Genomic DNA, 3,460 nt, shown 5'->3' with positions numbered 1-3,460 from the left:
GGGGCTGAGCGTTCCCGGCGATGTGGCTCTTGTCGGGTTCGACGACATTCCGGCAGCAAGCTTCACCAACCCGCCGCTCACCACCGTCAGCCAGGACGTGAAGGCTGCGGGCGAGGCGCTGGTCGATACGCTGCTGCGCAAGATCCGCGGGCAGGCGGTCGAGCCCTATATGCTGCCCACCCAGCTGATCGTGCGCGGCTCCAGCGGCTGAACGCCTGGCCCCCCCCACGTATACGTATGCGCTGCGGTTGTGCGGGGGCGGGCGCTCTGCCACGGTTGGGCCCAAGGACCCCGCGAAGAGCATAAGGCGTGGGGCCTCAGGGACATCCAGGGAGAGGCGCATGATCGCGGAAAAACCGCGCAAGAGCTTTTGGCAGCTGTTCAACCTGAGCTTCGGATTCTTCGGCATCCAGATCGGGTTCGCGCTGCAGAATGCGAACATGAGCCGCATCTTCCAGTCGCTGGGCGAAAGCCTAGATAATCTGCCCGCCTTGTGGATCGCAGCCCCGCTCACAGGCCTGCTCGTCCAGCCGATCGTCGGCCATTATTCGGACCGCACCTGGACGAGGCTCGGCCGCCGCCGCCCCTATTTCCTCGCAGGGGCAGTGCTCGCGGCGCTGTCGCTGGCCATCATGCCGCTGTCGCAATCGCTGCTGCTCGCGGCGATGATGCTGTGGATTCTCGATGCGTCGCTCAACATCTCGATGGAGCCTTTCCGCGCCTTTGTCGGCGACAATCTGCGCAAGGACCAGCACACGATGGGCTATGCGATCCAGACCGCGTTCATCGGCGCGGGCGCGGTGGCGGGATCGCTCTTCCCCTATCTGCTCACCGATCTCGGCATCGCCAACACCGCGCCCGCGGGCCAGGTGCCCGATACGGTGCGGATCAGCTTCTGGTTCGGCGCGGCCGCCCTGTTCGTTGCGGTGCTCTGGACCATCGTCACGACGCGCGAATACAGCCCCGAGGAAATGCGCGCCTTTGCCGAGGCAACGCCCGACGCCCCCGAGGCCCAGCCGATCCGCGCGCTCGCCACGCGCAATCTCACCAGCGCCGTCGCCTGGATCGCCGCCGGGGCGGTGGTGGTCGTTCTGGTGGGAAGCCTCGATCTCGAGAAGGAGCTGTACCTGCTCGGCGCACTGCTGGCCGGCTATGGCCTCGCCAGCCTGATCGCGATCCGCATGGCGCGCGCGGGCCGCGACAACAGCCTGCTCGGGGCTATCGTCGGCGACTTTTCGGGCATGCCGCCGATCATGAAGCGGCTTTCGCTGGTGCAGTTCTTCAGCTGGTCGTCGCTGTTCATCATGTGGATCTACACCACCCCCGTCGTCGCGCAGACCGTGTTCGGCGCGACCGATGCGTCGAGCCCCGCCTATAACGAGGCGGGCAACTGGGTGGGCGTGCTGTTCGCGATCTATAACGGCATCGCGGCCCTCGCGGCGCTCACCCTGCTGCCTTGGCTGGCGGCGCGGATCGGCAAGGTGCGCACGCATGCCTTGTGCCTGCTCTGCGGTGCCGCCGGGTTCGCGAGCTTCCTGTTCATCCGCGATGCGCAGCTTCTGGTGGTCAGCGAGATCGGCATCGGCATCGCCTGGGCGTCGATCCTCGCCATGCCCTATGCCATCCTCGCCTCCAGCCTGCCGCAGGCCAAGCTCGGCATCTTCATGGGCCTGTTCAACGTGTTCGTCGTGCTGCCGCAACTGCTGGTGGCGACGGTGATGGGCAGCCTGCTCAAGGCGTTCTTCCCGACCGAGCCGGTCTGGACGATGGCCTTTGCCGCCGCCGTGCTGGCGATGGCCGCGCTCGCGACGCTGCGCGTGCCCGAGCCGGACGCCGCTTCCGTGTAACGATCCGGCCAACCCGGCGAACCGGATAGCGGGTGCACGCTATCGGGAGGCGCGGGGATGGACGCTGCCACATTACAGGGTTCGGCGACGAGGGCGCAGCCGCGCCCGCTGCCGCCGGTTCTGCGCATCAGCTTGCGCGTCTGGCTGAAGCTCTATGCCGCGCTGATCGCCTCGGCGCGGCCGCTATTCGATCTCGTCGTTCGGCTCATCATTGCGCAGGGGCTGCTCGCCTCGGGGCTCGTCAAGCTGATGGACTGGGAGCGCGCGCTTGTCTTGGCGACGCAGGAATATCCGGTGAGCTTCCTGTCGCCGCCTTTTGCCGCCGCGCTGGGCCTCGCGATCGAGCTCGGCGGCGCGGTGCTGCTCGCGCTGGGACTGATGACGCGTGGCGCGGCGATCGCAGTGGGCGCGCTGATGCTGGTCGCGCAGCTCGGCTATCTGTCCACCGACACGCAACTTTTCACCATCGCGCTGATGGGCTGGTATGCGGCACGCGGTGCGGGCGCGCTGTCGCTCGACCGGCTGCTCGCGCGCGGGCTGAAGGGCAGCGCGGTTCCGCTCGCGCCCCTGCTGGTCGGGGCGGGCGATTGGCTCACCCACCATGCCGCGCCCTGGTATCTTGCCGGTTTGCGGCTCTGGCTGGCGGTGACGCTGGCGGTGCAGGCGGGATGGCTGGCCTTGCCCGAGCCGCAGACGCTTCTGCCGCTTGCGAGCTTCGCCGCGCTGCCGCCTGCCAGCGCCGGGCTCTATGCGCTGCTGATGCTGACCGGGCTCGCCATGCCGCTCGTCTCGCTGCTCGCGATCGTGGGGCTGCAGGGCGCGATGCTGATGGGCTATGGCGCGGGCCTGCCGCTGCTGGCGATGGCTACTCTTGGCCTGTTCATCGCTTATGGCAGCGGGCGCGCCTCGATCGACGCAGCGGTTGCGGCCTGGCTGCAGGCCAATGTGCTGCGCGACGCGCGGCCCGGCATGGTGCCCCAGGACTGGCCGCATGTCGTGATCGTCGGCGGCGGTTTTGGCGGGCTCGCCTGCGCGCTGGCGCTGCGCCGTCTGCCGGTGCGGATCACGATTGTTGATCGGCAGAACTATCACCTGTTCCAGCCCTTGCTCTACCAGATCGCCACCGCCGCGCTCTCGCCTGCCGATGTCGCCATCCCCATCCGCCAGCTGTTCCGCGCCGATGGCAATGTGCGCGTGCTGCTCGGCGAGGTCGACCGGGTCGATGCGCAGGCGCGCACCATCGGCTTTGGCGGCAACGCGCTCGCTTATGACTATCTCGTGCTCGCCACCGGCGCGACGCACAGCTATTTCGGCCGCGACGAATGGGCACCATTCGCCCCCGGCCTCAAGCGGGTGGAGGACGCCATCGCGGTGCGCGCCGCGCTGCTCGGCGCGTTCGAAAAGGCCGAAAGCTGCGGCGATCCGGCGCGCGCGCGGCGGTTGCTCAATTTCGTCATCATCGGCGCGGGGCCGACCGGGGTCGAGCTGGCGGGCGCGATTGCCGAGCTCGCGCGGCACGGGCTCGAGCATGAATATCGCAGCATCGATCCGGCCGATGCGCGGGTAATCCTGGTCCACGCCGCCGACCGCATCCTGCCCGCCTTTCCGCCCGA

3 protein-coding genes are annotated in these 3,460 nt (G+C 68.4%); all 3 read left to right on the top strand.

Annotation, left to right across the window (positions count from 1 at the left end):
• Window positions 1-211, top strand: a 211-nt coding sequence (locus DM995_RS20770; RefSeq protein WP_198669556.1) for a substrate-binding domain-containing protein, incomplete at its 5' end; no start/stop codon positions are given.
• Window positions 212-341: 130 nt separating this feature from the next.
• The gene (locus DM995_RS20765; RefSeq protein ID WP_116970924.1) at window positions 342-1,847 is read left to right on the top strand and encodes an MFS transporter; all 1,506 of its coding nucleotides are present in this window, start codon (window positions 342-344) and stop codon (window positions 1,845-1,847) included.
• Window positions 1,848-1,904: 57 nt separating this feature from the next.
• On the top strand, window positions 1,905-3,460 hold a 1,556-nt coding region (locus DM995_RS20760; protein ID WP_116970923.1), incomplete at its 3' end, for an FAD-dependent oxidoreductase.

The sequence above is a fragment of the Blastomonas sp. UPD001 genome (assembly GCF_003426715.1).
Taxonomy (GTDB): Bacteria; Pseudomonadota; Alphaproteobacteria; order Sphingomonadales; family Sphingomonadaceae; genus Blastomonas.
The sequence above is the reverse complement of the archived record's forward strand: the minus strand, read 5'-3'. Positions and strand labels throughout refer to the sequence as shown.

What these genes read in the sequence shown, in the direction of transcription:
- DM995_RS20765 (WP_116970924.1), top strand. Translation starts at nt 342, where the DNA reads ATGATCGCGGAAAAACCGCGCAAGAGCTTTTGGCAGCTGTTCAACCTG.